General features: G+C 63.6%; 31 protein-coding genes and 1 tRNA gene. 16 read left to right on the forward strand and 16 right to left on the reverse strand.

Going from position 1 to position 26,277, the window contains the following annotated elements; all coding sequences use genetic code 11:
• Positions 1-7 precede the first annotated feature (7 nt).
• The 9 genes from H0O21_RS06295 (at position 8) to H0O21_RS13380 (ending at position 8,378) form a co-directional block, all read left to right on the forward strand.
• The gene (locus tag H0O21_RS06295) at positions 8-976 is read left to right on the forward strand and encodes a hypothetical protein (protein WP_185190756.1); all 969 of its coding nucleotides are present in this window, start codon (positions 8-10) and stop codon (positions 974-976) included.
• The gene (purC, locus tag H0O21_RS06300; protein ID WP_185190757.1) at positions 973-1,725 is read left to right on the forward strand and encodes a phosphoribosylaminoimidazolesuccinocarboxamide synthase; all 753 of its coding nucleotides are present in this window, start codon (positions 973-975) and stop codon (positions 1,723-1,725) included. Before H0O21_RS06295 ends, purC begins: the two co-directional genes overlap by 4 nt.
• Positions 1,726-1,772: 47 nt before the next feature.
• Positions 1,773-3,980, forward strand: coding sequence for a BamA/TamA family outer membrane protein (locus tag H0O21_RS06305; protein WP_185190758.1), 2,208 nt, complete (start codon positions 1,773-1,775; stop codon positions 3,978-3,980).
• Positions 3,980-4,840 carry a UDP-3-O-acyl-N-acetylglucosamine deacetylase gene (lpxC, locus tag H0O21_RS06310; protein ID WP_185190759.1) on the forward strand — a complete coding sequence of 287 codons (861 nt, stop codon included), beginning with the start codon at positions 3,980-3,982 and terminating at the stop codon, positions 4,838-4,840. The genes H0O21_RS06305 and lpxC overlap by 1 nt, the downstream gene beginning before the upstream one ends.
• Before the next feature lie 65 nt (positions 4,841-4,905).
• A complete protein-coding gene (gene fabZ / locus H0O21_RS06315; protein ID WP_185190909.1) occupies positions 4,906-5,313 on the forward strand; it encodes a 3-hydroxyacyl-ACP dehydratase FabZ in 408 nt (135 codons plus the stop codon).
• A 5-nt stretch (positions 5,314-5,318) separates the two neighbouring features.
• Positions 5,319-6,170, forward strand: a complete 852-nt coding sequence (gene lpxA / locus H0O21_RS06320) for an acyl-ACP--UDP-N-acetylglucosamine O-acyltransferase (protein WP_185190760.1) — start codon at positions 5,319-5,321, stop codon at positions 6,168-6,170.
• Positions 6,170-7,351, forward strand: coding sequence for a lipid-A-disaccharide synthase (lpxB, locus tag H0O21_RS06325; protein WP_185190761.1), 1,182 nt, complete (start codon positions 6,170-6,172; stop codon positions 7,349-7,351). The genes lpxA and lpxB overlap by 1 nt, the downstream gene beginning before the upstream one ends.
• A gap of 50 nt (positions 7,352-7,401) precedes the next feature.
• Positions 7,402-8,028 (forward strand): peptide-methionine (S)-S-oxide reductase MsrA, encoded by a 627-nt coding sequence (gene msrA / locus H0O21_RS06330; RefSeq protein WP_255441168.1) that lies wholly within the window; start codon positions 7,402-7,404, stop codon positions 8,026-8,028.
• 137 nt (positions 8,029-8,165) lie between these two features.
• Positions 8,166-8,378, forward strand: a complete 213-nt coding sequence (locus H0O21_RS13380) for a hypothetical protein (protein WP_131454680.1) — start codon at positions 8,166-8,168, stop codon at positions 8,376-8,378.
• Here the strand turns inward: H0O21_RS13380 and H0O21_RS06335 are convergent.
• The 5 genes from H0O21_RS06335 to H0O21_RS06355 are packed head-to-tail and all read right to left on the reverse strand — an operon-like array spanning position 8,342 to position 12,138.
• On the reverse strand, positions 8,342-8,611 hold the full coding sequence (locus H0O21_RS06335; RefSeq protein ID WP_185190763.1) for a hypothetical protein: 270 nt from the start codon (positions 8,609-8,611) through the stop codon (positions 8,342-8,344). The genes H0O21_RS13380 and H0O21_RS06335 overlap by 37 nt on opposite strands.
• Before the next feature lie 27 nt (positions 8,612-8,638).
• Positions 8,639-10,135, reverse strand: coding sequence for a leucyl aminopeptidase (locus tag H0O21_RS06340; RefSeq protein WP_185190764.1), 1,497 nt, complete (start codon positions 10,133-10,135; stop codon positions 8,639-8,641).
• A 59-nt stretch (positions 10,136-10,194) separates the two neighbouring features.
• Positions 10,195-10,788, reverse strand: a complete 594-nt coding sequence (locus H0O21_RS06345; RefSeq protein ID WP_185190765.1) for a GIY-YIG nuclease family protein — start codon at positions 10,786-10,788, stop codon at positions 10,195-10,197.
• A gap of 3 nt (positions 10,789-10,791) precedes the next feature.
• Complete coding sequence (locus H0O21_RS06350) at positions 10,792-11,361, reverse strand: general secretion pathway protein GspK (protein WP_185190766.1); 570 nt, start codon at positions 11,359-11,361, stop codon at positions 10,792-10,794.
• Between the two features lie 33 nt (positions 11,362-11,394).
• Positions 11,395-12,138 carry a response regulator transcription factor gene (locus H0O21_RS06355; protein ID WP_185190767.1) on the reverse strand — a complete coding sequence of 248 codons (744 nt, stop codon included), beginning with the start codon at positions 12,136-12,138 and terminating at the stop codon, positions 11,395-11,397.
• A gap of 125 nt (positions 12,139-12,263) precedes the next feature.
• Here H0O21_RS06355 and H0O21_RS06360 point away from each other — a divergent pair, with 125 nt between their 5' ends.
• The 3 genes from H0O21_RS06360 (at position 12,264) to pyrF (ending at position 14,643) form a co-directional block, all read left to right on the forward strand.
• Complete coding sequence (locus H0O21_RS06360) at positions 12,264-12,590, forward strand: DUF1825 family protein (RefSeq protein ID WP_131454674.1); 327 nt, start codon at positions 12,264-12,266, stop codon at positions 12,588-12,590.
• A 65-nt stretch (positions 12,591-12,655) separates the two neighbouring features.
• Positions 12,656-13,903, forward strand: coding sequence for a tyrosine--tRNA ligase (tyrS, locus tag H0O21_RS06365; RefSeq protein ID WP_185190768.1), 1,248 nt, complete (start codon positions 12,656-12,658; stop codon positions 13,901-13,903).
• Positions 13,903-14,643: an orotidine-5'-phosphate decarboxylase gene (gene pyrF / locus H0O21_RS06370; protein ID WP_185190769.1), complete on the forward strand. Its 741-nt coding sequence runs from the start codon at positions 13,903-13,905 to the stop codon at positions 14,641-14,643. The genes tyrS and pyrF overlap by 1 nt, the downstream gene beginning before the upstream one ends.
• Before the next feature lie 101 nt (positions 14,644-14,744).
• On the opposite strand, the gene plsY is transcribed toward pyrF, so the two are convergent.
• The 5 genes from plsY to H0O21_RS06395 form a co-directional block, all read right to left on the reverse strand.
• Positions 14,745-15,347 carry a glycerol-3-phosphate 1-O-acyltransferase PlsY gene (plsY, locus tag H0O21_RS06375; RefSeq protein WP_185190770.1) on the reverse strand — a complete coding sequence of 201 codons (603 nt, stop codon included), beginning with the start codon at positions 15,345-15,347 and terminating at the stop codon, positions 14,745-14,747.
• Positions 15,347-16,327, reverse strand: a complete 981-nt coding sequence (locus H0O21_RS06380) for a DUF3086 domain-containing protein (protein ID WP_185190771.1) — start codon at positions 16,325-16,327, stop codon at positions 15,347-15,349. Before H0O21_RS06380 ends, plsY begins: the two co-directional genes overlap by 1 nt.
• A gap of 108 nt (positions 16,328-16,435) precedes the next feature.
• Positions 16,436-16,843 carry a DUF3119 family protein gene (locus H0O21_RS06385; RefSeq protein ID WP_185190772.1) on the reverse strand — a complete coding sequence of 136 codons (408 nt, stop codon included), beginning with the start codon at positions 16,841-16,843 and terminating at the stop codon, positions 16,436-16,438.
• A 13-nt stretch (positions 16,844-16,856) separates the two neighbouring features.
• On the reverse strand, positions 16,857-17,603 hold the full coding sequence (locus tag H0O21_RS06390) for an ABC transporter permease (protein ID WP_185190773.1): 747 nt from the start codon (positions 17,601-17,603) through the stop codon (positions 16,857-16,859).
• Positions 17,604-17,619: 16 nt separating this feature from the next.
• Positions 17,620-18,936 (reverse strand): MFS transporter, encoded by a 1,317-nt coding sequence (locus H0O21_RS06395; protein ID WP_185190910.1) that lies wholly within the window; start codon positions 18,934-18,936, stop codon positions 17,620-17,622.
• 136 nt (positions 18,937-19,072) lie between these two features.
• Here H0O21_RS06395 and H0O21_RS06400 point away from each other — a divergent pair.
• Positions 19,073-19,143, forward strand: a tRNA-Gly gene (locus H0O21_RS06400).
• Positions 19,144-19,177: 34 nt separating this feature from the next.
• Here H0O21_RS06400 and H0O21_RS06405 read toward each other — a convergent pair.
• Both H0O21_RS06405 and H0O21_RS06410 read right to left on the reverse strand, forming a co-directional pair.
• The gene (locus tag H0O21_RS06405; RefSeq protein WP_255441169.1) at positions 19,178-19,471 is read right to left on the reverse strand and encodes a lactate dehydrogenase; all 294 of its coding nucleotides are present in this window, start codon (positions 19,469-19,471) and stop codon (positions 19,178-19,180) included.
• 17 nt (positions 19,472-19,488) lie between these two features.
• Positions 19,489-19,776, reverse strand: coding sequence for a hypothetical protein (locus H0O21_RS06410; RefSeq protein ID WP_185190774.1), 288 nt, complete (start codon positions 19,774-19,776; stop codon positions 19,489-19,491).
• Positions 19,777-19,875: 99 nt separating this feature from the next.
• Here H0O21_RS06410 and H0O21_RS06415 point away from each other — a divergent pair, with 99 nt between their 5' ends.
• Positions 19,876-20,862, forward strand: a complete 987-nt coding sequence (locus tag H0O21_RS06415) for a 2-hydroxyacid dehydrogenase (protein ID WP_370523094.1) — start codon at positions 19,876-19,878, stop codon at positions 20,860-20,862.
• Between the two features lie 328 nt (positions 20,863-21,190).
• Here the strand turns inward: H0O21_RS06415 and gluQRS are convergent, their stop codons facing one another.
• The 3 genes from gluQRS to H0O21_RS06430 all read right to left on the reverse strand — a co-directional run bounded on the left by gluQRS (position 21,191) and on the right by H0O21_RS06430 (position 23,280).
• A complete protein-coding gene (gluQRS, locus tag H0O21_RS06420) occupies positions 21,191-22,132 on the reverse strand; it encodes a tRNA glutamyl-Q(34) synthetase GluQRS (protein ID WP_255441170.1) in 942 nt (313 codons plus the stop codon).
• 61 nt (positions 22,133-22,193) lie between these two features.
• Positions 22,194-22,469, reverse strand: coding sequence for an HU family DNA-binding protein (locus H0O21_RS06425; RefSeq protein WP_006043393.1), 276 nt, complete (start codon positions 22,467-22,469; stop codon positions 22,194-22,196).
• Positions 22,470-22,599: 130 nt separating this feature from the next.
• Positions 22,600-23,280 carry an MBL fold metallo-hydrolase gene (locus H0O21_RS06430; RefSeq protein ID WP_185190777.1) on the reverse strand — a complete coding sequence of 227 codons (681 nt, stop codon included), beginning with the start codon at positions 23,278-23,280 and terminating at the stop codon, positions 22,600-22,602.
• A gap of 69 nt (positions 23,281-23,349) precedes the next feature.
• Between H0O21_RS06430 and H0O21_RS06435 the strand changes: the two genes are divergently transcribed.
• A complete protein-coding gene (locus tag H0O21_RS06435; protein ID WP_255441171.1) occupies positions 23,350-25,422 on the forward strand; it encodes a glycogen-debranching protein in 2,073 nt (690 codons plus the stop codon).
• On the opposite strand, the gene H0O21_RS06440 is transcribed toward H0O21_RS06435, so the two are convergent.
• The gene (locus tag H0O21_RS06440) at positions 25,415-25,579 is read right to left on the reverse strand and encodes a hypothetical protein (RefSeq protein WP_161567574.1); all 165 of its coding nucleotides are present in this window, start codon (positions 25,577-25,579) and stop codon (positions 25,415-25,417) included. The genes H0O21_RS06435 and H0O21_RS06440 overlap by 8 nt on opposite strands.
• An 88-nt stretch (positions 25,580-25,667) precedes the next feature.
• Between H0O21_RS06440 and H0O21_RS06445 the strand changes: the two genes are divergently transcribed.
• Positions 25,668-26,144 carry a hypothetical protein gene (locus H0O21_RS06445; RefSeq protein WP_185190779.1) on the forward strand — a complete coding sequence of 159 codons (477 nt, stop codon included), beginning with the start codon at positions 25,668-25,670 and terminating at the stop codon, positions 26,142-26,144.
• Positions 26,145-26,277 lie beyond the last annotated feature (133 nt).

Genomic DNA, 26,277 nt, shown 5'->3' on the forward strand with positions numbered 1-26,277 from the left:
TGTCCCGATGGGGATCTCCTCCCTGCCCCTCACCCTGCTGCTTGCTGCCGCACCACTCCCGGTGCAGCCTGCGGCCAAGCCCGCTCCCCAGCCGCCTGCAGAGCCGATGTCGGAGCTGGCTTATCAAAGGGCTCTGCTTCAGGGCGGATTACCTGAACTGACCATCGCTTGTGTGGATGCGGCACGGTTCGGGCTGGATGGTCGCCTGCAGCAACTCAGGGATCGTCTGATGTTGGTCAGGCCCGCACCGCAACCCTTCCCGGTGGTGATGGCCAATGCCCAGGCCCTGATCTTTTGCAAGGCGCCTGATAGTGCCCAGACGGTGCTTAATCGCTTCGGCCCTGGGCCCGGCCTGCAGCGACGTGAGTGGTTGTTGCTCTCCTGGCGGGCGGCCTCAGCAGCGCTCGATCACGAACGAGCAGCCCTGGCCCTGCGCCGCCTGGCGGCGGGGAATCTCGCCGCTCTTGATGCTGAACAGCTTGTGGTGGCGCAGCCGGAGGGGGGGGAGCCCCTCACCCGTTCCGCCCTCGATCTTCTGGCTGAATACGAAGCGAGCGCTGGCCATCTCGACAGGGCCGCGGAGGTGCTTCTTGCCGGAAGGACCCCGGGGGTGGTGGCTGCCCAGCGCTACGGGCAGGTGGCGGTGTGGGTCCAGCGTCTAGGGCAGGAGCGCACCGACAGCCTGTTGGAGGCAGCCCTCGATCAGGCTGCCGCGGAGCAGGCCTGGTCGCTAGCTGAAGATCTGCTCAGGTTGCAGTTGCGCCTCAATCTGGAGGCGGGAGGTGATGGCCAGCGCGCCCGGCAGCGGCTGGAGCGCTTAGCCACCAGGGTCGATGACCGTTTCACCCTCTGGGAGTTGCTCCAGGACGATCCGGATCTGGCGCGGCAGCTCCGCTCTCCCCGTGCTCCAGGAGGGCATGCCGCCCTGGGAGAATCGGGACCGGTTTCACCGTCCGCCTCGCCCATCCGCCCATGAGCGTTATACCCGGTCCGCTGCTTTACGAAGGCAAGGCCAAGCGTGTCTTCGCCTCAGACCGGGAGGACGTGGTGCTGGTGGAGTTCAAGAATGATGCGACCGCATTCAATGCGCTCAAGCGCGAACAGCTTGAGGACAAGGGACGCCTGAACTGCCAGATCTCCGCTCGTCTGTTTGAACTGCTGGAGCGGGAGGGGATTCCCACCCACTACCTGGGGCTCCTGGATGAAACCTGGATGGCCGTGCAGCGCGTTGAGGTCATCCCCCTGGAGGTGGTGCTGCGCAACGTGGCCACGGGGTCGCTTTGTAAGCAGACACCGATCCCTGCGGGAACCTCGCTGGAACCGGCTCTGTTGGATGTCTATTACAAGGACGACAGCCTGGGGGACCCTCTGCTCACTGAGGCCAGGCTTGAGCTGCTGCAGCTGGTCACTCGGGAGCGGCATCGGGAGATGGAGACACTGGCCAGGCGGGTCAACGCAGCCCTGATTCCTTTCTTCCAGGGGCTTGAGCTGCAGCTGGTGGATTTCAAGCTGGAGCTCGGCTGCAACGGCCAGGGTGAACTGCTGGTGGCCGATGAGATCAGTCCTGATACCTGCAGGCTCTGGGACCTGCGCACCCAGGATCCGCAGGCAAGGATTCTCGATAAGGACCGCTTCCGCCAGGACCTCGGCGGCGTCATCGAGGCCTACGGGGAGGTCTGCAAACGGGTCCAAGGGGCCTGCCCGAATCCCCGCAACTACAGGTAAGGTCTGCGGACGTTTGCGGCTGAATGCAGCCGACCGCTGCTCCTTCCATGGTGAACTTCTCCTCAGGCCGAACCACGGATGCCGTTCGGCGAGGAGCCCTCGGCATTGCCCTGGCCATGCCCCTGATTGCGACTGTGCCTGCCAGGGCTCAGGGAGATGCCCCAGCACAGCAGCCCGAGGGGGCTGTTGAGGTGCAACAGCCCGATCAGGAGCCGTCTGGTCTTGAGGAGCCTGCCCAGCCCCGAGTGCTGATCAGTGAGGTGGTGATCGAGGGAATTGCTGGCCACCCGGAACAGGAGCGGCTTGAACTTGCCGCCTACGACGCGATGACCGTGCGTCCGGGTAGCCGCGTTACCCGCGATCAACTCAAGACCGATCTCGATGCGATCTATGCCACCGGTTGGTTCTCCGATGTGCGCATTGAGCCGATCAACGGTCCCTTGGGCGTGCAGCTGGTCGTGCAGGTGGTGCCGAATCCTGTGCTGACCAAGGTGGAGCTGGAGCCTGCCGACGACAAGATCAAGCCTGAGGTCATTGAGGAGACCTTCAGTTCGGATTACGGGCGCACGTTGAATCTCAACGAACTGCAGCTGCGCATGAAGGAGCTGCAGGGTTGGTATGCCAAGCAGGGCTACTCCTTGGCCAGGGTCTCGGGCCCCAGTCGCGTCAGCCCAGAAGGGGTGGTGCAGCTGAAGGTGGTGATCGGCACCGTGGCTGGTGTTGAGGTGCAATTCCTGAATAAGGAAGGGGAGACCACCAACGACAAGGGCCAGCCAATCAAAGGCAAGACCAAGCCCTGGGTGGTCTCCCGAGAGATCTCGATCAAGCCGGGTGAGGCCTTTAACCGCAATCAGCTGGAGGGTGACATCAAGCGCCTGTACGGCACCTCTCTCTTCAGTGACGTCAAGGTCACCTTGAAGCCGGTGCCTGCGGAGCCAGGTCAGGTGACCATCATCCTCGGCATCGTCGAACAGTCCACTGGTTCTCTCTCCGGCGGTCTCGGCTACAGCCAGAGCCAGGGTGTGTTCGGCCAGGTGCAGCTGCAAGACAGCAACCTGTTTGGACGGGCCTGGAACCTTGCGCTCAATCTCACCTATGGCCAGTACGGCGGCCTGGCGAATTTCACGTTCACCGATCCCTGGATTAAGGGCGATAAGTACCGCACATCCTTCCGAACCTCGATCTTCTTGAGCCGGGAAGTGCCCCAGGTGTTCCAGAGCCAGAACAACGGAGGAATTGTTGCTGTTGAGGACTACGTCAATAATAATTCGAAGTACGCCTACGAGATCAACTCCAGCAATAATCCTGCCGGTCGAAAGTTTAATAACGTCACGAACGCTGATAATCAGTTTCCTGAGTACAGCTGGTTTGATTACGAAGGCGATTCGGTTGCCTTGCAGCGTGTTGGCGGCAATCTGATCTTCGCTCGGCCTCTGAATGGCGGAGACCCCTATAAGTCAGTTCCCTGGAATGTGCTTGTCGGCCTGAACGTGCAGAACGTCCGTCCGATCAACTTCGCTGGTGATACGAGGCCCTACGGCGTCCCTAACGAGAACATCAAAAACGATCGGGTTCCCAATGACCAGGTGATCTGTATCGCCTACAGCAACTCGAGTAATTGCGCAACAGAGAACAATCTGGCTGGCGTCCGCTTTGCTGCCACCTACAACAAGCTGAATGATCCTCGCAATCCCACATCGGGCAATTTCTTCAGCTTTGGTACCGAACAATTCATTTCCGTCGGTGAGAACTCACCCACCTTCAACCGCCTCAGGGCCAGCTACACCCAGTTCTTCCCAGTGAACTGGTTGAAAATCGCTAAGGGTTGCCGTCCAAAGCCTGGTGAGAAAGCTGATTGCCCGCAGGCCATCGGTGTGCAGCTCAAGGCCGGAACGGTGCTCGGCCAGTTGCCTCCCTACGAAGCCTTCTGCCTCGGCGGCTCCAACTCGGTGCGTGGTTGGTACGACTGCGATCTGGCCGTGGGTCGCAGCTTTGGTGAGGCCACGCTTGAGTATCGCTTCCCGATTATCAGCATCTTTGCTGGTGAACTGTTTGTGGACGCAGGAACCGACTTCGGTTCCCAGGCCAATGTGCCTGGTCAGCCCGGCAATCTGCTCAACAAGGCCGGCTCGGGTTTCTCCGTCGGTACCGGTGTGATCGTCACCACTCCAGTGGGCCCACTACGTCTAGAGGTGGCCAGTCAAGACTTCACCGGCGACTGGCGTTTCAACCTTGGTGTGGGCTGGAAGTTCTGATGGGCCGATGGCCGGCTGATTACGACGGGGCCTGGACCCTCGCCGCTTCTGTTGCCCGCTCCGGGGTAGGTCTGCACAGCGGCGCCATGGTGTCGGTGACCCTGTGCCCTTCCGAACAGGCCGGCATCCAGGTGTCCTGGGAGGAGGACGGTGCATCCGGAGAGCGACTCAGCCTCGCGCCCTCTCAGGTGCGAGACAGTCAGCTCTGCACGACCCTGGAGTTGGGGACGCGGCGCCTCGCCACGGTTGAGCACCTGCTGGCAGCCCTAGGAGGCACAGGTCTCACCCATGTGCACCTGCGGGTGAGTGGTGCTGAAATCCCCCTGCTGGACGGATCGGCCCAAGGCTGGGTGGAGGCGATCGCCGAAGCGGGCATCGTTCCTGCGGCATCACCCCGTTTGGAGCGCCCCAGGTTGGAGCAGCCGATCGTTCGTCATCGGGGGACCAGCGTAATCTCAGCAACCCCTGCAGAGGTTTTTCAGTTGGTTGGGGTGATCGATTTCCCCCAGGCCGCGATCGGCCGTCAGCAGCTGGCGCTGACCCTCACTCCGGAGCGGTTTGTGGACGAGATCGCGCCGGCTAGGACCTTCGGCTTCCGTGATCAGGTTGAGCAGCTGCGGGCGGCGGGCTTGATTCAGGGTGGTGCTCTCGACAATGCCCTGGTCTGCGATGGAGATCACTGGCTCAATCCCCCCCTGCGCTTCGAGGATGAACCGGTGCGCCATAAGCTCTTGGACCTGATCGGAGATCTGGCCCTAGTGGGTTTCCCTCGGGCTCAGGTTCTGGTTTACCGGGGCTCCCACGGCCTGCATACCGATCTGGCCGCTGCTCTCGCCAGCCCGTCCTCCTCCCGCTGCTGAATCTTTTGACCGTCACCCCCGCCACGGCTGCATCGTCTGAGCCTGTGCTCACCAGTGAGCAGATCATGGGGCTGCTGCCCCATCGCTACCCCTTCGCTCTCGTGGATCGGGTGCTGGAGCATGAACCGGGAGTGCGGGCCGTTGCGATCAAGAATGTGACCCTCAATGAGCCTCAGTTTCAGGGTCATTTCCCCGAGCGGCCGCTGATGCCAGGGGTGTTGATTGTCGAGGCGATGGCCCAGGTGGGTGGCCTGATCGTCACCCAGATGCCCGAGTTGCCCAAGGGGTTGTTTGTCTTTGCTGGGATCGATGGTGTTCGCTTCCGTCGTCCCGTCGTTCCTGGAGATCAGCTACGCATCAGCTGTGAGCTGCTCAGTCTCAAGCGTCAGCGTTTCGGCAAGGTGAAAGCGGAAGCCACGGTGGATGGCCAGCTCGTCTGTTCAGGTGAGCTGATGTTCTCCCTCATGGATTGATCGTGATGCCGGAGACCCCTTCCACTTCCTTAATCAGCGAAGATCGCCCTGTGCAGATCCATCCCCTGGCCGCTGTTGACCCCCGGGCCGAACTGGCCGAGGGCGTGGTGATTGGACCCGGTGCCGTTGTGGGCCCTGAGGTCACGATCGGAGCGCGCACCTGGGTCGGCCCCCATGCCGTCTTGGATGGTCGGCTCACCATCGGCGCTGACAACCGGATCTATCCCGGTGCTTGTCTGGGGCAAGAGCCTCAGGATCTCAAATACCGCGGTGCCCCGACCGAGGTGGTGATCGGTGATCAGAACACGATTCGGGAATGCGTGACGATTAACCGTGCCACCGATGAGGGTGAGATGACCCGGATCGGTGACAGGAACCTGTTGATGGCCTATTGCCATCTTGGCCACAACTGTCTGCTCGGCAATGACATCGTCATGTCGAACGGCATCCAGGTGGCCGGGCATGTGGAGATCGAGGACCGGGCTGTGATCGGCGGCTGTCTTGGCATCCATCAGTTCGTTCACATCGGTGGATTGGCCATGGTTGGCGGCATGACCCGAGTGGATCGCGATGTGCCTCCTTACTGCTTGGTGGAGGGTCACCCCGGTCGTGTGCGTGGATTGAACCGCGTCGGCCTGCGTCGCCGGGGCCTCGATCAGCGGCAGGGAGGGGAGGAGCTGCGGCAGCTCCAGGACATCTGGACGCTGATCTATCGCTCTGATCTTGTGATCGCTGAAAGCCTCAAGCAGGCCCGTGCTCAGGAGCTTCTTCCCGCTGCTGATCACCTCTGCAGCTTCCTGGAAGCGTCGATTCGCCAGGGTCGCCGCGGGCCCATGCCGGCTGCGATCGGTCGCTGATGGTGCGATTGCTCATCAGCACCGGGGAGGTCTCCGGTGATCTGCAGGGAAGCCTGCTGATCGAAGCCCTGCATCGCCAGGCTCAGGCCCGTGGAATCTCCCTTGAGGTGCTCGCCCTTGGCGGAGAGCGCATGCAGGCGGCGGGCGCTGAGCTGCTGGCGGATACGGCGCCGATGGGGGCCATCGGCCTCTGGGAGGCCCTGCCGCTGGTCGTACCCACCTTGCGGCTGCAAGCTCGCGTCAATGAAGTTCTGGAAGCGCGCCCACCTGATGCGGTGGTGTTGATCGATTACATGGGGGCCAATGTGCGCCTGGGCCTCAACCTGCGTCGGCGGCTTCCGACGGTGCCGATCAACTACTACATCGCCCCTCAGGAATGGGCCTGGCGACTTGGAGACGGGGGGACGACCCGACTGCTGCGCTTCACCGACCGGATCCTGGCGATCTTTCCAGCTGAGGCCGAGTTCTATGCCGCCCGAGGTGCCCAGGTGACCTGGGTCGGCCATCCACTGCTGGATCTTGCTGTCCGTCGTCCGGAACGTCAGCAGGCTCGTCAGGCTTTGGGGCTGTCCGGTGATGATGGGCGTCTGCTGCTGCTGCTGCCGGCCTCTCGCCCTCAGGAGCTTCGCTACTTGATGCCGGTGCTGGTGGAGGCTGCTGCGCGGCTTCAGGCGATCGATCCAGCCTTGGACGTGATGGTGCCGGCGGGGCTGCGCGCCTTTGAGGAGCCCTTGCGCAAGGCCTTGGCAGAGGCTGGTGTCCGAGGTCGGGTGGTGCCCGCTGCTGAGGCGGATGCCCTGAAGCCGAGCCTCTTTGCTGCGGCTGATCTGGCCCTCGGTAAGTCGGGCACGATCAACCTCGAACTCGCCTTGCAGGATGTTCCCCAGGTGGTGGGCTATCGGGTGAGTCGTCTCACCGCCCTGGTCGCTCAATACGTGCTTCGCTTTCAGGTGGACCACATCTCACCCGTCAATTTGTTGCTCAAAGAGCGGCTGGTTCCCGAGCTGCTGCAAGGTGAGTTCACCGCAGAAGCCTTTGTGGAGCAGGCGCTGCCTCTGCTGCAGCCATCGCCGGCCCGGGAGCGCATGCTCGATGGTTACAAGCGCTTGCGCAACACCCTTGGGGAGCCTGGGGTGACCGACCGGGCGGCGGCGGCGATTCTGGAGCCGCTGTTGAAATGAAGCGGTTGTCGTGGGCTGTTCAACGGAGAGGGTCCGCCTGGGGCAGGGCGGTGCTTCGGAGTGTTGTTCTGGTCTTTCTGTTGCTGGTGACCATCGGTGGCGCCGGTCGCCCTGCCCTGGCGGCGCCGGTTCAGGAGGCCGTGTTTGCTGGAGGTTGCTTCTGGTGCCTGGAGCATGATCTCGAACACCTTCCCGGTGTGCTTTCCGCTGAGAGTGGTTACAGCGGTGGCCATGTGCAGCAACCGACCTACGAGCAGGTGAGTGGTGAGCGGACGGGCCACCAGGAGTCGGTGCGGGTGCGCTTTGATCCCGGCAAGATCTCCTACGCCACCTTGCTGCGCAGCTACTGGCGCAATGTGGATCCCCTCGATGGGGGTGGGCAGTTTTGCGACCGTGGTGATTCCTATCGGCCTGTGATCTTCACCCGCGGCAAAGAGCAGGAGGAGCAGGCCCGTCAGAGTGCTGCGTCAGCGGCCCGGGAGCTGAAACAACCGGTTGATCGTCTCAAGGTTCAGATTCGCCAGGCCGTGCGTTTCTGGCCAGCTGAGGGGTATCACCAGAACTATGCGGAGCGGAATCCGCTGCGTTACCGCTTTTATCGGACCGCCTGTGGTCGTGACCGACGCCTGGATGCCGTGTGGGGGGCGCGGGCTCGCACCGGCAAGCCGTGGAGTTGACAAGGAAATCGGTGGAAAATCTAAAGGCCGCTGTATCAAAAGGCTCAGCCACTTCTCAGTGAAGGTGCGGGTTTTCCCCCATTCCAATCCCCAGCCACTTTGATTACCATCTGTCAGAGAATTGAGGGAGGAGATGTATGTATCTGCTGACCATCAAGGACGGTCTTTTGACCCGACACATTGGTCCGTATCCGTCACCGAAGCAGGCATCCGATGATCTCGAGCGGGTGATGGCCTCGTTTTCGGAGCGGGCGCGCTGGCAGATCCATGCGCTCGAGTGCCCGACGAGTCTGAGGCTGGTGCACCCATCGCCTCAGGAGGATCGCTCCATGTCTGCGGCTGCTTCTTGAACAGCCTTGCTGCGGGGATACCCCCGCAGCAGACCGCTTTCGATCATTAAGCCCACTCCAGCGTTGATACAGACCAGGCTGAGGGTTCCGTACCAAAACCAGGGCCCACCATCCTTGCCGAGGGTCTGGAGAATGCGTCGGGTGAGCGCTTCTCCGAAGAGGCACAGCCCAGCCGGCAGCAGCAGGATTCCCAGCTGTGCCCTCAAATACCAGCGAAACGGGCGGGAGGCCATGAAGTCGTTGTCGGTCTCGCTGGGAATTTAGGCGTTAGCCCCAGCGCCACCGCCGCAGATCCAGTTCACCAGGGTGCGCACGCCATACCCCGTGGCACCTGCTGGGTCGAGACCCCGACCTTTGTCGCTCCAGACCGTGCCTGCGATATCCATGTGGGCCCAGGGAATCTCCCGGTCAACGAACTCGCGAAGGAACAGGGCCGCTGTGATCGAACCACCCGGACGAGGTCCGGTGTTCTTGAGATCCGCCAGCAGCGATTTCAGCCCCTCCCGGTAGCTGGACTGCATCGGCATCCGCCAGAGCCCCTCACCGGCCTGCTCGGCCGCTTGCCGCAGGCCATCGGCTAAATCGTCGTGGTCGCTCCAGAGGCCGGCGATCTCCTCGCCAAGAGCGATCACACAGGCGCCCGTCAGGGTGGCGAGGTCCACGATGGCATCGGGCTTGAGCTCGCTGGCGTACACGAGGGCATCGGCGAGGGTCAGGCGCCCCTCCGCATCGGTGTTGTTGATTTCGATCGTGGTGCCGTTGGAGGCGGTCACGATGTCACCGGGATGCACCGCTGAACCATTGACCATGTTTTCGCAGGAGGCCACCAGCATGTGCACCTCCACCCCCTCGGGGCGCAGTTCGGCGATGGCGCGCATCGCTCCGATCACGGCGGCGCTGCCGCCCATGTCGTACTTCATCATGTCGATCTGGGCGGCGCCCACCTTGAGGTTGTAACCGCCTGAGTCGAAGGTGAGGCCTTTGCCCACCAACACCAGTCGCTTGCGGACCGCACCGTTCGGGCGGTAGGTGAGGTGGATGAATTTCGGATCGAGATCTGAGCCCTGGCTGACGGCCAGATAGGCCCCCATGCCCCGCTTGGCGCAGTCCGCACGTTCAAGCACTTTCAGCTCGAGGCCATGGGCCTGGGCAATGGTCGCGGCACTGTCTGCCAGGGCAGCAGGGGTGACGCTGTTCGGTGGTGCGGCCACAAGCTCACGGGCGAGTTCGACCCCCGCGCAGATCGCACCGACACGCTCCAGGGCACTGGCGGTGTCCGCCGGAAGCGTGCCGAGCAGCTCGAATCGCTCTGGCAGGGTGCGGGGGTCTGGTTTGCTGCGGAAGCGAACGTCGCTGTAAAGCGCTAGGCGGATCGCTTCAGCGACGGATAAGGCCTCGGCTGTTGCCTGGGCCGGTTGCTCGCTCCAGGGCAGTAGAACGCCGACACTGCCGCTTTCTGCTTTGCAGCCCTTGGCGGCGTTGGCGGCCGCCTGACGCAGGGCCGGGAGTTGTGGACTGGCGGCAGCACCCAGTCCCACGAGGATCAGGCTGCTGATTTCAGGGCGCAGCAGCTGGAGTTTGGCCAGTTCGCCTCCCTTGCCCTCAAAGCGCTGCCGCTTAAGCCAGGGAGCGATCGCGAGCCCCAGGCGCGTCTCCAGCTCTCCGATCAGACCCTGGGGATCCTGTTCATGGACGCCGACCACCAGGACGGATCCGCTCCAGGCCGAGAGGTTGGCCGGCGATAGCGAGAACTGCATGGCGTCAAGACGGTTGTCGCGATGCTACGGATCCGGCCTGATCTGCTGCTGCAGCAGGGTTAGCCATCGGCATTGAACGGTGTGGCCCAGCGTTCACGGGTTTCCTTGTTGAACGGCGGCAGCCAGGTTTGGATCAGTTGTTGTTCCAGGCGCCTTCGGCTGCGGGTCTCGCGCGGAACATCCCCCCAGAAGCGGATGCTGGTTTGGCCGCGCAGGCCCACGGCGCTGAGCGCCTCGCTGTAGCTCGCGAGATAGCTCTTGCAGTCGTGCTCGCCCTTCCAGCGGCGATCGGCCGCCACGGTTTCGCCGACATAGAGAAGGATTGGGGTGCTCAGATCCTCGGGGCGATCCATCACCAAGTAGATCGCCGGTCCCTGATGGGGACTCTCCGGCCAGCGCCAGAAGCTGAGGGGAAGGGGCTGCAGGGTCAGGGGTGCGAACCGCTCGAGGGGCTCGGTGCTGGCGAACAACTGGGTCTGCTGCACAGAGCCTGGCCCGGCGGGGGCAGCGAAGAGGGGGGCCTGGTGGCGCTGGATCCGCCTCTGCCAGTCGCGCAGGACCGATGCGCTGAGGGCGAGCTGTGGTTCGTTGGTGACTGTTCCTTCAGGCGGACTCTGGGCGAAGAGATCACCCTGACGGGGTTCTGGTGGCATCGTTCAGCAGCCAGGAGGCAGGCTGGGGCCAGGTCGCCGCTCCCCGAAGCGGACCCGGCCAATCAGTTGCTCCACCACTTCCGGCGGCAGGCAGAGCCGTTCCTGCAGGTCGGCCAGGTTGTCGAAGGGGCGACGGCGGCGTTCTTGGATCAGCCGCTGAAGGCGATCGGCAGGCCAGAGCAACGCCGCCGTGAGTCGCTCCGGAGCAGCAGCATTGAGATCGAGAGGGGGAGCTGGGGGCTGGGGGGGGGCATCCCCATACCAATGGATGACCAGGTGGGGGCGCCAGCGCTCCGCTAGCTCGGGAGGCAGATCGAGCAACTGAATCAGATCCTCAGCCTGGCTGAACTGCACGCCTCCCCGCTGAAGACGCAGCAGCAGATCCACCATGGCCTCACTGCAGCCAGGCAGTTGTCGCCACTGGGAGGCGCTGGCCCGGTTCACATCCACAACCCAGCTGGGTGGCTCGGGGGGGGCTGCTGGGGCTGGCCGTGCCGATGGTTCGGCCGGCAACTCACCCATGGCCTGCAACACCTTGCGGGCCAGCGGATCGAGCCAGTGGCCGCGGGTCATCGCTGCTGCCTCCCGGTTGCTTCCCGCAGGACCTTACCCAGACTCCCTCGGTCCCTGCCAGCGGGGCGGCCGGGCTGGCAGCTCCACCAGGCCATCGCGGAAGGCCATCACCACCGCATGGGTGCGGTCTTTCGCCGGTAGTTTGCGCAGCACGCTGCCGACGTGGGATTTCACCGTGTCGATGGACACCACAAGGGCATCCGCGATCTCCCGGTTGCTCATGCCCCGGCAGAGCCCCCGCAGCACGTCTTCCTCCCGCAGGCTGAGCTCCGCAAGGGGGCCTTGGTCTGAGCCTTTCCCCAGTCGACCGTGACGAAGAACGCCGCTGATCATCGGATCGATGTATTGATCGTCGCTGTCGATCGCGTTGAGGGCGGCAAACACGGTGCCTGAACCGACGTTTTGGTGGGCGCAGAGCCCATCAGATCCGGCATCAATCGCCTCAAGAATCGTGCGCACGATCGGCCGCTGGATCAGCATCAGGATCTTCAGCTGCGGATACGCCACCCTGGCTCGACGCACCAGGCTGACGCCGCTGCCCGCTTCCAGGAGATCCGTGCAGAGCAGGAGGTCTGCCTCGCTGCTGCCGAGGCTTTGCAGGCATTCCTCCTCGCTGGTGGCTGCTGTGACCAGCGGACCCAGACCTTCAAACAGGCTCACCCAACTGGTGAGCAACATTCGATCGGCGGTGGCGATCGCCGTTCGGCTGCGTCGGAGCAGGCGATGGCCTTCACGCACGCGATTCTGCAGGGTGGGAATTCTTTGGCTGAAATCCACGCAAGGCCGCGGCGATGCGCCGCAGGTGGCATTGCTCCCATGTTCACCCCGTTCAGGGGGCAGGGATCCGCACTGTTAAGAGACGGCGGAATTGTTCAGACTCGCTTTCAGTTGATCAGCGGGCCATGGCGTTCTTCGACTCCGAGATCGTTCAGGAGGAGGCCAAGCGACTGTTCGGCGACTATCAGCAACTGATGCAGCTCGGCTCCGACTACGGAAAGTTTGACCGGGAGGGCAAGAAGAAGTTCATCGACACGATGGAGGAGCTGATGGGGCGCTATCGGGTGTTTATGAAGCGCTTCGAGCTCTCGGAAGATTTCCAGGCCAAGCTCACCGTGGAGCAGCTCCGCACCCAGCTCGGTCAGTTCGGGATCACTCCCGAGCAGATGTTCGAGCAGATGAATCAAACCCTCGAGCGCATGAAGAGCCAGCTGGATCAGTCGCCCTCCTGAAGGAGCAGCGGGGAAGTGGGCCGGCTGGCCCCGTACGATCCGCACGGATTCAGTGCTCCTCTGCCATGGCTGATGCCTCTTCTTCCCTGCCGCATTGGCTGGCGCGGGGCATGGCCGATCTCTTTCCGGCCGGAGACCCCTCCGACCCGGATCAAGCTCTGGGCGCCCGGCTCAAGGCAGCCGACAAGGCCGGCCGGCCCCTGCGCATCAAGCTGGGCATCGACCCCACCGGAAGCGACATCCACCTGGGACACAGCATTTTGTTCCGCAAGTTGCGGGCTTTCCAGGATGCGGGCCACACGGCGGTGTTGATCATTGGTGACTTCACAGCACGCATCGGCGATCCCACCGGCAAGAGCGCCACGCGGGTGCAGCTCAGCAAGGAGCAGGTGGAAGCCAACGCCACCACCTACCTGCGTCAGCTCGGCCAAGGGCAGCCCAAGGAGCGGGCCCTGCTGGATTTCGAGACCCCGGGCCGACTTGAGGTGCGCCGCAACAGTGAGTGGTTGGAGGGCTTGGATCTGCCTCAGGTGATCGGCTTGCTGGGGACTGCCACCGTGGGCCAGATGCTGGCGAAGGACGACTTTTCCAAGCGCTATGGCAGCGGCACCCCCATCGCGTTGCATGAGTTCCTCTATCCACTGCTGCAGGGCTACGACTCGGTGGCGGTGGAGGCTGACGTGGAGCTCGGGGGCACGGATCAGAAATTCAATGTGGCGATGGGCCGTGACCTGCAGCGCCATTTCGGCAAAGGCACCCAGTTCGGGTTGCTGCTGCCGATCTTGGTGGGTCTTGATGGTGTCCAGAAGATGAGCAAGAGCCTGGGCAACACCGTTGGCCTCGAGGACGATCCCCTTTCGATGTATTCCAAGCTCGAGAAGGTGGGCGATGGGGCGATCGACGACTACGTGACCTTGCTCACCGATCTGGATTTGAACGCTTTGCCGGACAATCCCCGCGAGAAGCAGAAGGCGATGGCCCTGGCGGTGACCGCCAGCCGCCATGGGATCGAGGCGGCCACGAAGGCTCAGGCCGACGCGGCCACGTTGGTTGGGGGCGCCGGTGATGCGGCGGCGGAGGTGCCGGAGGCGTCTCTGGCGGAGGTGAACTTCCCTGCTAAGGCCTTTTATCTGCTCAGCGCCGTTGGCATCTGCGCCAGCAGCAGTGAAGCCCGCCGTCAGATCCAGGGTGGCGGCGTGAAGCTCGATGGCGAGAAGCTCAGCGATCCCAATCAGGAATTTGCAGGCCCCGATCAATTGGCCGGCAAGGTGCTGCAGCTGGGCAAAAAGACCTTCCGCCGTTTGGTGGGCTGATGACGAGCTTGCATCCCGCTGATCGGATCATTGTGGCTCTCGATGGCATGGCGCCCGAGCAGGCGCTGGCCTTTGCCGCTCAGGTGGAAGGGCTGCGCTGGGTGAAGGTGGGCCTGGAGCTGTTTGTGCAGGCGGGCCCGGAGGTGGTGGCCCAACTGCGTGAGCAGGGGCTGCGGGTGTTTCTCGACCTCAAATTTCACGACATCCCGGCCACGATGGCCGGGGCTTGCCGGCGGGCAGCGGCGCTGGGGGCGGAGCTGATCACGGTGCATGCCTGCGCCGGCAGTGAAGCACTCCAGGCGGCCCAGGCCGCGGCGGTGGAAGGAGCAAAAAGCGCTGGCCAACCCGCCCCCACCCTGCTGGCGGTGACGGTGCTCACCAGCTGGGAGGAGCAAAGGCTGCAACGGGAACTCGCCATTGCCCAAGGCATCGCCGAACGGGTGCCGGCGTTGGCACAGTTGTCGGCAACCGCCGGCATCGGCGGCTGTGTGTGCTCACCCCTGGAGGCCGAGGTATTGCGGGGGCAGCACCCCGAGCCGTTTGCCTTGGTGACGCCAGGCATTCGACCCAAAGGAGCCGCAGTGGGCGATCAGGCCCGGGTGATGGGGCCTGCCGAGGCGATTACAGCAGGCGCCAGTCAGCTGGTGATCGGCCGGCCGATCACCAAGGCTGAGGATCCCAGCGCTGCGTTTGCGGCCTGTTGCGGGGAGCTCATCGGAAGCCCCCAGCCAAGCGAGTGATCAGAACTTGACGTTGAGACCGCCCCAGGCGCGCCAGCTGGTGCCCAGAGCATTCCCGTAGAACACCGGCCCCCCGCGCAAGAACACGACCACCGCGGCGCTCACGGCTTTTGTCCCACCTTCGGTTCAGTGCCGTCGATCAGGCGCTGCAGGTTGCTGCGGTGACGCCAGAGCACCAGCAGCATGGCGATGAGGGCAATCAACACGTAGGGAGGGCTGCCACCGGGGTAGCTCACCATCAGCAGGGGCAGGCTCACGGCGGCGATCACGCTGGCCAGCGACACGATTCGACTCAGGCTGAACACGGCCATGAACACCCCGAAGCAGGCGAGGCCCACCGGCCAGGCCAGCCCCAAAAACATGCCCAGGCCAGTGGCCACGGCCTTGCCGCCTTTGAATCCCAGCCACACGGGCCAGATGTGACCGGCCAGGGCCGCCAGACCGGCCAGCACCTCAAGCCAGGCGCTCCAATCGGATCCATGGCCGAGGGCTCGGGCCAGCAGCACAGCCGCTGCTCCCTTGCCCACATCCACCAGAAACACCACCAGGGCTGGGCCCTTGCCCACGTTGCGCAGCACGTTGGTGGCGCCGGTGGAGCCTGAGCCGATCGTGCGCAGGTCGATGTCTTTGAGCCAGCGGCCGGCGAGGTAGCCGCTGGGAATGGAGCCGAGCAGATAGCCCAGGAGCAAGGAGAGGAAGCCCATCAGAGCAGGTCGTCGTCGTCGTAGGTCTCGCCTGGCCCGGCCGCGAAGGCCAGCCAGAGAGGGAACTGAAGCACGGGAATGTCGACCACCCGTTCGGCGGCATCAATCAGGATCAGCGGCACCTCGCCCCGCTCCTCCAGGCGGTCAGCTCGCTCCACCAGCGCATCCCCCCGCTCGAACAGCACGATGCCGCTGTTGGGGCCGAAATCCTCCCGGCCTAGACCCAGCGCATCCTGGAGGCCGCGTCGCCACTCGCCGAGTCGTTCAGGCTGGCCCGCCAGCACCAGGGTCTGGAACTGGTCGCCATAGAGCTCGCCGATGATGGCGATCAGGGCTGCACTCAGCAACACATTGCGTGGCCGGCTGCCGCGGCTGGGCTGGGCCCCGCGCCCCCCCTGATTGAAGAACCAGTCCTGCAGCAGGGCTGTGTCGGGGGCTTCCAGGCTGCGGCGCAGTTTCCAGGGATCGGCGTAGAAATCGGGTTGCCCGAGGAAGCGCTCGAGGTTGTTGCGGATCAGCGTCTCGTCTGGGCGGAAGGTGTCGGCAACTGCGGCCGGGGCTGGGGCTTCAGTTGCCTCTGTGGTGGCGGCAGCGGCCTGCTGATCGAGGGGAGAGGGCTGCACCACCACCGGCTGCACGACCAGTTCGAGGTTGTCCACCGACTGAACCAGGCCCTGGAGTGCTCCGCCCAGGTACTCCTGGAAGCCCTTCACGCGGCGGGCGATCGCATCGGACTGACCGGCAAAGCTGGTGTTGATCTCTCCCTCGAGCTGCTGTTTGCGCGCACTCAGTGTCTGGATCTCCTCTTCCAGCTCCGCGCGGCGCGCCTGCAGATCAGAGAGAGCCAGTTGGATCAACTGTTCTTTGGCTGCGGCGTCTGATTCGCCCGTGGATGGCGCTGTCCCAGCGTCCTGCGCGTCCTGGGGATGCAGGTCGGTGGGATGCAGGTTGGTGGGATTCAGGTCGGTGTCGTCAGGCATGGCAGACCGGTCCTGGCTCCATTTCAGCGGATCACGGCAAGGCCGACTGGTGAGACACGTTCCCGTAGCTTTTCTGTTGCGTCTGCGATACGAGAACGTGCCATTGGTTCAAGGCTTGCCTGTCTCCAGGGCGCCCACCCGCAGCTCCAGCTGGGCGCGCAGCTGTTGCGGATCAAAAAGGATCGGCAGGAAATGAATGCTCTTGACTTCGCGGAAATACAGCAGCCCAGGGAGCCATGGGGCGAAGAGGCGCCAGGCCTGCCAGTCGCTGTAGGGGAAGCGACGCAGCTCCTGCCCGCCGCGCCACACCACCAGGGTGTCGGGGCAGAACTCCAGGCGCAGGCTGTAGGTCTGCAGCAGTAGAAACAGGCTGAACAGAGCCACCGGCAGGGTCGGCCAGGGGCTGAGCGGCAGCGGCAACAAAGCCAGGCTGAACAGCAGCACCAGCAGCGGCAGGCGAGGGTTGGCGCTGAGGCTCACCGCCTCCAGGTTTGGGTTGGGATGGTCTTGATGCATCACGGTGGAGGGTTTAGCCGAACAGGAGTTCGGTGAGCAGCACATCCATCAGAGCCACGGTCACCAGAATCATGACCACCGAACCGGTGGTGCTGGTTCCTACCTCCTTCGGGCCTCCTTCGGTGGTGAGGCCCCAGCCGCACGAGAGCACAGCGATCTGAAGGCCGAACACCAGAGCCTTGATCAGCATGAACGGCAGGTCATCGGGCTGCAGCCAGGTGCGCACCGAGTTCCAGAACACCGCAGGCGGGATGTTGTAGAAGGCCGTGCTGGTCATCTGGCCTGCCCAGACGGCGACGCCAAAGAAGAGCAGGCATTGCACCGGTGCCATGACCACCATGGCGATCAGTCGAGGCACCACCAGGTATTCCACCGGGTCAGTGCGCAGCATCGTGATCGCATCGATCTGTTCGGTCACCTTCATGGTGCCCAGCTGGGCGGCGTAGGCCGTGGCGACCTTGCCGGTGAGCAGCGTGGCGGTGAGCAGGGGTGCGATCTCCCGGGCCAGGCCGATCGCCAGCACGCCACCCACGGTGGAGCCGGCTCCCATTCCACTCAGTTCCGCGGCCACCTGGATGTTGAACACCGAGCCTGCGGCCACTCCGGTGATCAGCACAATCAGAAAGGTGCTTGGTCCCGCTTCCAGCAGCTGATCGAAGAGGTCAATGGTGTTGATCTTGCCGCGGGAGGCGGCGGTCACGGCCTGGCCTCCGATCAGCAGACTGCTGCCGAGACGTCGTAACCAGCGGGGGGCTTGCATCAAAGGTCTCGCCTGATCAGGTGTGCTGAAGATGGGCGCCGCGGTCGGGCCAGCGACGCATTACCAACAGGCCGAATGCCACGAGTGTGGCGGGAATCAGACCCATGCACAGACGGATCGCGAGCAGAGCCGTGGCTGGTTGCTCGATGAAACTGAGGGCCCCGCTGCAGGCTTCGCTCGAGATATAGCCGGTGAGCGAAAGGAGTGCGCCGAAGACCGACATGCTCAGGCCGATGATCAGCTTCTGCCCGAAGACCATCCAGGCCGTGTAAAGGCCAGCGGGCCTGGCCGGATCGGCATCAATGGCGTCAGGCAGCAGCGACCAGGGGATCAGATAAGCGGTTGAGGCCCCGAGTCCTACGAGAAGGATGAGGCCGATCAGCGGGGCGAGCTGGGCAGCATCGGCGCCAGCGGGAAGCACCGGAAAGAGCATCGACAGCAGGCAGGCGGCAATCCAGAGGCCACCACCCCAGTGCAAGGCCTTGATGCGTCCGCGACGGTTGGACAGCAAGCTCCAGAGCTGGAGGCCCACCAGGGCGCTCAGTTGGAAGGGAAGCAGGATCCAGGTGGAGAGGCTTGGGGGCACATGGATCACCTGCACCAGCCAGATCAGAGCCACCACCTGCATCAGCTGCAGGGCGAACCAGAGCAGCAGATACAGGCCGAGAACCATCAGAAAGCGTGAATTGGCTCGAATCCGGCGCAGTTGCTGCAGGGGAGGCTCGGCGTGCCCGCCTGGTCGCTGGGCTTTTTTGGCGTAGGGGGCGAGACCCCAGCAGCAGGCGAGCGTTGCGAGAGCTGCAATCGTTCCGGTAATCCTGCCCATGCGCAGGTAGCCATCGGCGCCGTCGCTCAGCACCAACGAGGCAACGATCAGGCCGCTGAGGCCAGCGATGATCGACCCAGTGAATCGGGCGGCGTTGAGTCGGGTGCGGACGGCTGTGTCGCTGGTGAGCTCGGTGGAGAGGGCCGCATAGGGCAGGTTGACGCTCGTGTAGGCGGTCATCAGCAGGATCGCCATCACCACGTAATAGAGCGTGCGCTGCAGGGTGTCGCCCTCAGGCACCCACCACATCGCCGCTAGGCTGATCCCCAAGGGCAGGGCGGCGCCAAGCATCCAGGGCAAGCGTGGGCCCCAGCGGCTCTGGGTGTGATCGCTCATCCAGCCAATCAAGGGATCATTGAGCGCATCCCAAAGCTTGATCACCGTGAGCAGGGAGCCGGCGATGAAGGCAGGCAGTCCTGCGGCGCAAGTGAAGAAGGGAAAGAGGTAAAAGCCCAGTTGGGTGGCAGCCAGTCCGGTGCCGGCATCGCCGAGTCCGTAGGCCACCATCAGGCGGCGCCGGGAGCCCTCGGATGCAACGTTGGAGGTGGTCAAGCGAGGGGGTGTGGCAGGCGGACCGTCATAATGCTGGAGCACACATCCAGTGGCCTCACCCATTCAGGGTAACTGGTTCGGGTGTATTAGTGCGGGCGTAGTTTAGTGGTAAAACCTCAGCCTTCCAAGCTGATGATGCGGGTTCGATTCCCGCCGCCCGCTTGTCCTTCAGCTCTGATGGATCAGATCTGAACCCTCAGGTCTGGTTGCCTCCGAGCATGTCCTCGTAGCCCTCATAGGGGTCGTATTCAGCCCAGCCAGGACTGGCCTGATCTAAAAGGCCATATTCGCCATCGATCATTTGCATGCGGGTGTTCCCATAAGGAACGGTGTTGCAGGTGATGCCTCCACCGGCCACCGGCTGGCAGTCATCGAAGCTCACTTGGGCCAGGGCGGCTCCAGTGCCGGCGGAACCCCAGAGGATGAGGAGGAGCAGCACTCGTTGGGGGCAGGGGCGTGGCACGGCGGCAGCGCAACGATTGCTCGCCATGGTGGCGGTTTTTTGCCTTAGAGACCCTGGCAGTGGCGTTGAACGTCGCGCAGCGTCTCGAAGGCCTTGTCGCCTCGACCGTTCTTGATCTGCACCATGAGCACGTCGGCCTGGAGACCCAGCGTCATGCTCTGGCAGCTGTTGCGCTCGGCCCTCGCCGCCTTCCGTTGCAGGGATTCAGCCAGCACCAGCGCCTGGTGGCAGCTGGCTTCCCTACCGGTCTGCAGGCAGTCCTGCGCCGATGGCAGCAGGTTTGTGGTCAGCCCCGCCAGCACCGCCGTTGGCTGCACCAGTCCCAGCCCCATCAGCAGCCACGGGATTGAAAGGTGCGCTGTTGAACGACAAGGCTGGGTTTTGCCCCTAAACCAGAGAGAGAGCGACTGGCACCAGCGATGAAAGTGTGGATGGCGAGTGCTCGCCACTACGACATTGAGAGTTTTGTGCGTGCCCTGCAGGCGGGCTCCGACCATGTGTTCGTCTACAGCCGCGAGCGACTCACCCCGGAGACCGCGGTGCTTGCCGAGGGCTGTGATGCCGTTTGCAGCTTCGTGAATGACGATCTCTGTGACGCCACCCTGGAGCAATTGGCGCAGTTCGGGGTGCGGGTGATCGCCCTGCGCTGCGCCGGTGCCGACAGTGTTGATCTGGAGGCCGCCCGTCGGCTGGGGCTGCGCGTCGTCAATGTGCCCTCCTATGCCCCTGAGTCGGTGGCCGAATTCGCCCTGGCTCTGCTGCTCTGCTTGGGGCGTCGTCTGCATCGTTCCTACAACCGGGTCAGGGAGAACAACTTTGATCTCAGCGGTCTGGTGGGACTGCAGCTCCATGGCAAGACCGCAGGCGTGGTGGGCACGGGCAGGATCGGCGCCGCAACCGCGCTTTTGCTTCGGGCCTTTGGCATGAAGGTGATGGCCAGCGATCCTGCCCAGCAGGACCCGCGGCTTTCTGACGTGGGAATCCAATACGTGGGTCTTGAGGAGCTGCTCGCCAACAGTCAGGTGGTCAGCCTCCACTGTCCGCTCCTCCCAGCCACCCATCATCTGATCAACGCTGAGCGTTTGGCCATGATGCCCCGGGGGGCTCTGCTGGTGAATACCAGTCGAGGCGGTCTGCTCGATACCAAGGCGGTGATTGCCGCACTCAAGGCCGGTCAGCTCGGAGGTCTCGCTCTGGATGTGTATGAACAGGAGGGAGGCCTGTTCTTTGCCGATCACAGCGATGAAGTGATCGGGGATGACACCTTTGAGCGCTTGCTCACCTTCCCCAATGTGCTGGTGAGCGCCCATCAGGCCTTCCTGACCGATGCGGCCCTGGAAGCGATCGCGACCACCACCCTCAGCAATCTTGATCAGGTGGCCGCAGGCTTGCCGTGTGGGAACGATCTCCTGAGATGATGCAGCGGCTTTCTCCTTGACCGGATGTATACCGACTGGACTGCCGTCGCGCTGCTGCTGTTCACCACGGTGCCCCTGGTGGCGGTGGTCGCCACCGCTGCCTTCTTTATTTGGCAGCAGAAGCGGAAACAGCTGCGCTGAACGCTTCGGTCATCCCCAGTTCACCCGGAGGAAAGCGCAGGGACTCCTGGCCGACCTCCAGCCCTTGGCCATCGCCATGGCCTAGGCAGTCGAGACAGGTGCGGAACCGCTGATCGGAGACCCGCTGGATGCCGCTCCCCCCGCAACGCGAACAGATGGCCATGCCTGATCTGAAAGTGAATTGACTTCAGTGTGGAGAGATTCCACCTCCTTGATCCCGAAGCCTTTGTGAAGAATTGGCGCTGAGGCGTGCCTTCAGCTTCGTCGGGTCGTGATTCACGTCCTGGAGCAGCTCCTTAGCGGAGAGAGCCGAGCCTGGCGCGATCAGGCCCAGGTCAGCGGCCAGCAGTCCGATCACCTGATCCGACTGGATGCTGTGGGCCTTCAGCGGCGCAAGCCCTTCGCTGCCATCCCGTTTTGACAGCTTGGCTCCGCTGGCATCGCAAAGCAGCGGCCCGTGCCGGTAGCGCGGCGGTTCCAACGGCGTGAGGGCGGCGATGACCGCCTCTTGGGCTTCTCGCACTGCAGCAAGGTCAGCCCCGCGCACCACCTCGCTGATGCCCAGAGCGAGCTCATCCACGGCGGTGGCCAGGTGATAGGCAATGAAGCCATCAGCACGGCGCAGCACCAGATCCCCGCAGCGCTCCGAGAATGGCTCGGGAACCCTGAGCCGCCAGGCCGGAAGGCGAGCCTGTTGCCAGCCCCAGTCCAGCCTGCGGTTGCGGCAGGTGCCGGGATACAACGGCTGGGCTGCCAGTTGGCGTCGACTGCAGCGGCAGGGGTAGAGGTCTCCGCTCCGACGCCAATGGGACAGCACAGAGTTGTAAAGCCCCCGGCGCTGGCTTTGCAGGATCGGAGGGCCATCCCAGTGCAATCCCAGCCAATGCAGATCTGCACAGGCGCTGTCGATCGCTCCGGCGCGCAGACGCGGCGTATCGAGATCATCGAAGCGCAGCAGCCAGGTGCCGTTCTCATGGCGTGCCGCTAGCCAGGAGAGCAGGGCGGTGGCCAGGTTGCCGCGGTGCAGCGGTCCAGAAGGGGTGGGTGCGAAACGACCCCGATAGCCCTGAGTCCGCAGGCGCTGGCCTTCCGAGATCCATTGCTCTAGATGGTCAGGGGTCGGGCGCATGCCATCGGCCATCAAAAAAGCGGCCCCAAGGGGCCGCTTCGATCCTGAACGATGGATGGGATCAGCCCTGGACGCGATCCTTGAACATCTTGCCGGCGGTGAAGGCGGGAACGCGCTTGGCGGGAATCTTGATCTTTTCGCCGGTCTTGGGGTTCAGACCCTGACGGGCGGAACGCTCGCGGGGCTCGAAGGAGCCGAAACCGAGGATGGAGACCTTCTTGCCTTCAACAACGGAATCGATGATGGTTTCGATGGCGGCGTCGACCACCAGGGAGACGTCGGTCTTGGTCAGCTCGGTGCGAGCGGCAACGAGGTTGACGAGGTCAGCTTTGTTCATGTGAGGAGGCGTGGGATGCGGAAGCGGGTTGGCGATGCGGAAGGCGACATCCGCATGGGCTTGTCCAAGCGCGACAATCGTATGGAGGCTGCGCCGGTGCGGCAACCGAAAGACCCCGCGCCGCAACGCTTTACGACGGTAGGTCTGCGAAACCTGCCGTTGGGCTTGAGGGCATCCAGCTCTCCCAGGGGCTGAGTCGCTCGCCGCGCAGGGCGCCAAGCCCAGCGCCAGATGCCAGTGCTGGCCTTTGATCTGGAGGAATCCAATCGCGCAGTCGCTCGAGGCTGCGCTGCTGACGCGGCCAGTGGAAGCTGCGGCGATGGCGCAATGGGGCCAGCTGACCCACTGCCACAGGGATGAGCAAACGGCCACAGAACAGCAGGTCCCAAGGGGGTGGAGCATGCAACACGCAGCTGCCGGGAGAGGGGCCAGGCGTCCAGAGCAGGCGCAGGCCTGCCGCGGTGGTGTGCGTGTCTGCGAAAGTCTCGAGCGGATCGACGCCTGGCAGCAGATAGGCCTCCTGTTCCTGCACCAGCACCGGCCAGCCCAGGTGTTCCTGCAGGCGTCGCACGCGCCCATGGCCCTCTCGACTGGTGAGAACGATTCGGGGTGTACGGCCTGCCGCCAGCTCCTGCAGGGCCTTGAGGCTGCTTTCGGTCAGGGGCGGGCAGTCGATCAAGACCGGCTCCGGATCGCTGTCAAGCCACCAGGCGGAGCCCCCGCGACAGTCGCGATTGGGGGGAAACAGCCATAGGAAGGGGAGGATCTGCTGCGGCGGACGTCCTGATTCCAGAACCGAGGGAAGAGGCATGGGCTGATGGGAACGGCCGCAAGCATTAGTTTGAGCGCAGTGAGGACCGCGCCCTGCGGTCGGGGATCCTTGAGCACGATCCAGCGCGGCAGACCCTGGCCCCTGGGCAGTTCGCTCACGTCTGGAGGGGTGAACTTTTCCCTGGCGGCACCGGCGGCCAACCGGGTGGAGCTGTTGCTGTTCGCCGATGGCGATGCCCCCCAGCCCGAGCGCATTATTGACCTTGGCCCCGAGCATCGCTCCGGTGATTACTGGCATGTGGAGGTGGAGGGCCTGCGGGCCGGTGCCTGTTATGGCTACCGGGTGTTCGGTCCGCTGGAGCCGGGTGGCCACGGCTTCCGTCCCGCCAAGGTGGTGCTGGACCCATGCGCGCGGGCGATCAGCGGCTGGGGTGTCTATCGCCGGGCTGCGGCGACGGGCGCTCCCCCCAACACCGACTGCTGCTTGAAGGCGGTGGTGTGCGAGCGGGATGCCTTTGATTTCAATGCCCATCCCAGGCCACGCCACCCCTGGAATCGCACCGTCATTTACGAGCTGCATGTGGGTGGCTTTACCCGCCGCAGTGACAGCGGCGTCGCCCCTGAGCGTCGGGGCACGTTGAGAGGGGTGATCGACAAACTTCCTTATCTCAAGGATCTGGGGGTCACAGCGATCGAACTGCTGCCGATCCAGGCCTTTGATCCCCAGGACGCTCCGATCGGTCGCGACAACATTTGGGGATACAGCCCCCTGAGCTGGTTCGCTCCTCACCACGGCTACATCGACGGAAACGATCCGCTTCAAGCTCGACAGCAGGTGCGAGAGCTCGTGGCCGCTTGCCACGATGCCGGCCTCGAGGTGCTCCTGGATGTGGTCTACAACCACACCACGGAGGGCAATCACCATGGCCCCACGCTCAGCTGGCGGGGCGTGGGTGATCGTCTCTACTACCACCAGAACGCCAAAGGCGATTACCTCGATGTGAGCGGGTGCGGCAACAGCATTGCCGCCAATCGCCCCCTGGCTCGGCAGCTGATCCTCGAGTCGATGCGCTGCTGGGCAATCGAGCTGGGGATTGACGGCTTCCGCTTTGATCTCGGTATCGCTTTGAGTCGTGGGGAGGGGCTCAAGCCCCTCGACCATCCGCCCCTGTTTGAGGCGATCGAAGCCGATCCGCTCCTCAGTGATCTCAAGTTGGTGAGCGAACCCTGGGATTGTGGCGGCCTTTATCGGCTCAGCGACTTCCCGGCGGAGCGGATCGGAGCCTGGAACGGACGCTTCCGCGATGACGTTCGCAGCTTCTGGAAGGGAGATGAAAACAGCACCTGGAAGATCGGTCAGCGAATGCGCGGTAGTCCGGATCTGAACGGTGGTCGGCCCCTGACCCTGGGGCGGTCGGTGAATTTCATCACCGCCCATGACGGTTTCACCCTGATGGATCTGGTGAGTTTCAACGGCAAGCACAACCTCGCAAATGGGGAGGACAACCGCGATGGCGAAAACCACAACAGCAGTTGGAATCACGGGGTGGAAGGCCCAAGCAGCGATCGGGCGGTGACCGCCCTGCGCCGCCGTCAACAGCGCAACCTGCTCACGTCTCTGCTGCTCAGTCGGGGTGTGCCGATGCTTCTGATGGGCGATGAAGTGGGGCGTAGTCAGGGGGGCAACAACAACACCTGGTGTCAGGACAGCCCCCTGAGCTGGATGATCTGGGGCGATGACCATTGCGATCGGGATCTGCAGACCTATGTGCGGCGTTTGCTGCGCCTGCGTCAGCAGATGGAGGATTTGATCAACCCAAGCCAGCCGATCGCTGAATCACCGTTGCCGCGGTCCGGTGATCCTGATCAGCTGTGGCGCCAGTGGCACGGGGTGGAACTGGGCAAGCCCGACTGGGCCAGCTGGTCCCATTGTCTGGCCGCCAGCCTGCAGCGCGGTACCCGCGGCGCGGTGCTCTGGATTGGCTTCAACAGCTACTTCAAGGCGATGCATTTCGATCTGCCTGAACCGGCCTCCCCCTGGCATCGCCTCATCGACACCGCCCTGCCAGCAGGAGATGACCTGCCCGAGCGACCGGAGAGCTGGAGTCCCTCCGGGGTGCCCCTGGAGGCGCGCAGCCTGGTGGTGATGGTGGCCAGGGAGATGCTCAGCCCGCTCAGCTGAAGGCGGCGGCGGCCTTGCGTTGGATGCTCAGTTCAAGCTGCCTGCGCTTGTCTTCCACGAGATGGAAGCTGCTGACCACCGTGCAGGCCTCGATTCCGTCCTGCCGCAGGCAGACCCTGATCGCTCCATCGTCGAGCTGTTGTGTTTCCAGTGGCATCGCGAACCCTCGGATCATTCAGCCTGCCGCCGTTGGCGGAGCGCAGCCAGTGGTGCGCCCTAAAATCATTCCGATGAATGGCGGGCTGATGAACGGTTTTCCCCGGTTTGGGGCAGCGCTGCTGGTCACCGTTGCAGCTGTTGGAACTGCCAATGCAGCGATCTCTGGTGACTGTGATTTGCCATTGGGTCAGACCTGGGCGCCGATGTTGCCTGCTCAGGCTTCCTTGCGGCTCGCCAACCATGGCTTGATTCCCTGCCGGGAGCGAGGTGACGCAGTGACCGCCCAGGCTGGTGCGGCCTTGGCCTTTCAGTGCGATCGCTTTCAGATCGATCTGACCGAACAGCACTCTGGCACTGGGGTGTCCGCAGTGGCACTGAACCAGTTCATGGATCAGCGCTTTGTGTTTCAGGGCCCCAAGGTGCGGATCAAGAAGCAGTGCGATCCCGGTCGAAGCGTGACACTCACCCGCTTGATCAAGCTCAGAGGTGAGGGGGTGAGTGTGGACTTCTCTCAGACCTGGCAATGGCGTCCCCAGGAGCAGCCATTTCCTGCGGATCTCTGATTCGGTTGCTGTTGCCACGCTCTCCAGAGCCGATGGCTGATTGACTGCGCTCAATCCAGGGAGAGTTTGCATGGAACTGCTCGTCATCGCTGCTCTGGCGATTCCTTTGTCGACCCTGGTGATGCAGGCGCTC

The sequence above is a fragment of the Synechococcus sp. HK01-R genome (genome assembly GCF_014217855.1).
GTDB lineage: Bacteria > Cyanobacteriota > Cyanobacteriia > PCC-6307 > Cyanobiaceae > Synechococcus_C.

Coding starts and splice junctions, on each gene's coding strand:
- H0O21_RS06405 (WP_255441169.1), bottom strand. CDS start 19,471: ATGGCGAGCAATCGTTGCGCTGCCGCCGTGCCACGCCCCTGCCCCCAA.
- gluQRS (WP_255441170.1), bottom strand. CDS start 22,132: ATGCGCCCGACCCCTGACCATCTAGAGCAATGGATCTCGGAAGGCCAG.
- H0O21_RS06345 (WP_185190765.1), bottom strand. CDS start 10,788: ATGCCACCAGAACCCCGTCAGGGTGATCTCTTCGCCCAGAGTCCGCCT.
- H0O21_RS06390 (WP_185190773.1), bottom strand. CDS start 17,603: ATGCAAGCCCCCCGCTGGTTACGACGTCTCGGCAGCAGTCTGCTGATC.
- H0O21_RS06445 (WP_185190779.1), top strand. CDS start 25,668: ATGAACGGTTTTCCCCGGTTTGGGGCAGCGCTGCTGGTCACCGTTGCA.
- H0O21_RS06410 (WP_185190774.1), bottom strand. CDS start 19,776: ATGGGGCTGGGACTGGTGCAGCCAACGGCGGTGCTGGCGGGGCTGACC.
- pyrF (WP_185190769.1), top strand. CDS start 13,903: ATGACGAGCTTGCATCCCGCTGATCGGATCATTGTGGCTCTCGATGGC.
- H0O21_RS06440 (WP_161567574.1), bottom strand. CDS start 25,579: ATGCCACTGGAAACACAACAGCTCGACGATGGAGCGATCAGGGTCTGC.
- H0O21_RS06340 (WP_185190764.1), bottom strand. CDS start 10,135: ATGCAGTTCTCGCTATCGCCGGCCAACCTCTCGGCCTGGAGCGGATCC.
- lpxC (WP_185190759.1), top strand. CDS start 3,980: ATGGGCCGATGGCCGGCTGATTACGACGGGGCCTGGACCCTCGCCGCT.
- H0O21_RS06395 (WP_185190910.1), bottom strand. CDS start 18,936: ATGGTGGCCTACGGACTCGGCGATGCCGGCACCGGACTGGCTGCCACC.
- H0O21_RS06305 (WP_185190758.1), top strand. CDS start 1,773: ATGGTGAACTTCTCCTCAGGCCGAACCACGGATGCCGTTCGGCGAGGA.
- plsY (WP_185190770.1), bottom strand. CDS start 15,347: ATGGGCTTCCTCTCCTTGCTCCTGGGCTATCTGCTCGGCTCCATTCCC.
- H0O21_RS06295 (WP_185190756.1), top strand. CDS start 8: ATGGGGATCTCCTCCCTGCCCCTCACCCTGCTGCTTGCTGCCGCACCA.
- lpxA (WP_185190760.1), top strand. CDS start 5,319: ATGCCGGAGACCCCTTCCACTTCCTTAATCAGCGAAGATCGCCCTGTG.
- H0O21_RS06380 (WP_185190771.1), bottom strand. CDS start 16,327: ATGCCTGACGACACCGACCTGAATCCCACCAACCTGCATCCCACCGAC.
- fabZ (WP_185190909.1), top strand. CDS start 4,906: ATGGGGCTGCTGCCCCATCGCTACCCCTTCGCTCTCGTGGATCGGGTG.
- lpxB (WP_185190761.1), top strand. CDS start 6,170: ATGGTGCGATTGCTCATCAGCACCGGGGAGGTCTCCGGTGATCTGCAG.
- H0O21_RS06350 (WP_185190766.1), bottom strand. CDS start 11,361: ATGACCCGCGGCCACTGGCTCGATCCGCTGGCCCGCAAGGTGTTGCAG.
- H0O21_RS06415 (WP_370523094.1), top strand. CDS start 19,876: ATGGCGAGTGCTCGCCACTACGACATTGAGAGTTTTGTGCGTGCCCTG.
- purC (WP_185190757.1), top strand. CDS start 973: ATGAGCGTTATACCCGGTCCGCTGCTTTACGAAGGCAAGGCCAAGCGT.
- H0O21_RS06360 (WP_131454674.1), top strand. CDS start 12,264: ATGGCGTTCTTCGACTCCGAGATCGTTCAGGAGGAGGCCAAGCGACTG.
- H0O21_RS06425 (WP_006043393.1), bottom strand. CDS start 22,469: ATGAACAAAGCTGACCTCGTCAACCTCGTTGCCGCTCGCACCGAGCTG.
- tyrS (WP_185190768.1), top strand. CDS start 12,656: ATGGCTGATGCCTCTTCTTCCCTGCCGCATTGGCTGGCGCGGGGCATG.
- H0O21_RS06385 (WP_185190772.1), bottom strand. CDS start 16,843: ATGCATCAAGACCATCCCAACCCAAACCTGGAGGCGGTGAGCCTCAGC.
- H0O21_RS06430 (WP_185190777.1), bottom strand. CDS start 23,280: ATGCCTCTTCCCTCGGTTCTGGAATCAGGACGTCCGCCGCAGCAGATC.
- H0O21_RS06335 (WP_185190763.1), bottom strand. CDS start 8,611: ATGGCCTCCCGCCCGTTTCGCTGGTATTTGAGGGCACAGCTGGGAATC.
- H0O21_RS13380 (WP_131454680.1), top strand. CDS start 8,166: ATGTATCTGCTGACCATCAAGGACGGTCTTTTGACCCGACACATTGGT.